Raw genomic sequence first — 1,191 nt, forward strand, 5'->3', positions numbered from 1 at the left:
CTAGTGACCTGGTTTTGAGTTCTGGGTTCGCCCCGTGAGTCGTGCTCTGTTTCAGATCTTGGGTTCTGCCTGACGGGGCTGGTTTGGGTCCGGTGTCCTGACGGGATGGGCGATAACAGGCTGCCGCCAGTTGTGCTGTCAGAGGCTGAGCGGCTGACGCTGGAGAGCTGGGCCGGACGGCGTTCGACTGCGCAGGGCTTGGCCCAGCGGGCGCAGATCGTGCTGGCGTGTGCGCGCGGGTGGAACAACACCATGGTGGCCGCGCGGTTGAACACAGAGCGCAAGACGGTGGCCCGATGGCGGACGCGGTTCCTGCGGGGCCGTCTGGACGGCCTGGCGGACGAGCCGCGTCCCGGGGTGCCGCGGACCATCACCGACGCCCAGGTGGAAGAGGTGGTGGTCCGCACCCTGGAGGAGACTCCGCCTGGCGGGACGCACTGGTCGAAGCGGGAGCTGGCCAAGGGTCGTGGGCATCTCGCCCGCGAGTGTGCTGAGGATCTGGCACGCCTTCGGGCTGCAGCCGTGGCGGACCGAGACGTTCAAGATCTCCCCGGACCCGTTTCTGACCGACAAGATCCGCGATGTGGTCGGTCTGTATCTGGCTCCCCCGGCGAACGCGGTGGTGTTCGCGGTGGACGAGAAGCCGCAGATCCAGGCTCTGGAGCGGACCGCGCCGGTGCTGCCGATGATCCCGGGAGTGCCCGAGCGCAGAAGCTTCGACTACGTCCGGCACGGCACCGTCGACCTGTTCGCCGCGCTGAACACCGTGACGGGCAGGGTGATCACCAAGCTGTCCGCACAGCACCGGGCCGTGGACTTCCGCGACTTCCTCGACGAGATCGACCGCCAGACCGACGCGAGTCTGGCGGTCCACGTGATCTGCGACAACCTCTCCGCCCACAAGGCACCCGTGGTGCACAAATGGCTGCTCGCGCATCCGCGCTTCGCGCTTCACTTCACCCCCACGTACTCGTCGTGGATCAACCAGGTCGAGCGGTGGTTCGCCGAACTCGAACGACGCTGCCTGGAACGCGGAGTGTTCTGCTCGCTGGACGACCTCAAGACCGCCCTCGAAGACTGGATCAAGGTCTGGAACGAGGACGCCAGACCCTTCAAGTGGACCAGGACCGCCGACCAGATCCTCGACCGCATCTGCCGCTACTGCGACAGGATCCCCGAACCAGGTCACTA

General features: G+C 66.4%; 1 pseudogene. It reads left to right on the top strand.

Going from position 1 to position 1,191, the window contains the following annotated elements:
- Window positions 1-105 precede the first annotated feature (105 nt).
- A pseudogene (locus ACIQMR_RS38400) lies at window positions 106-1,191 on the top strand (IS630 family transposase); the annotation flags it as partial.

This window comes from Streptomyces sp. NPDC091376 (assembly GCF_044757085.1).
In the GTDB taxonomy this organism is placed as follows: domain Bacteria; phylum Actinomycetota; class Actinomycetes; order Streptomycetales; family Streptomycetaceae; genus Streptomyces; species Streptomyces pratisoli.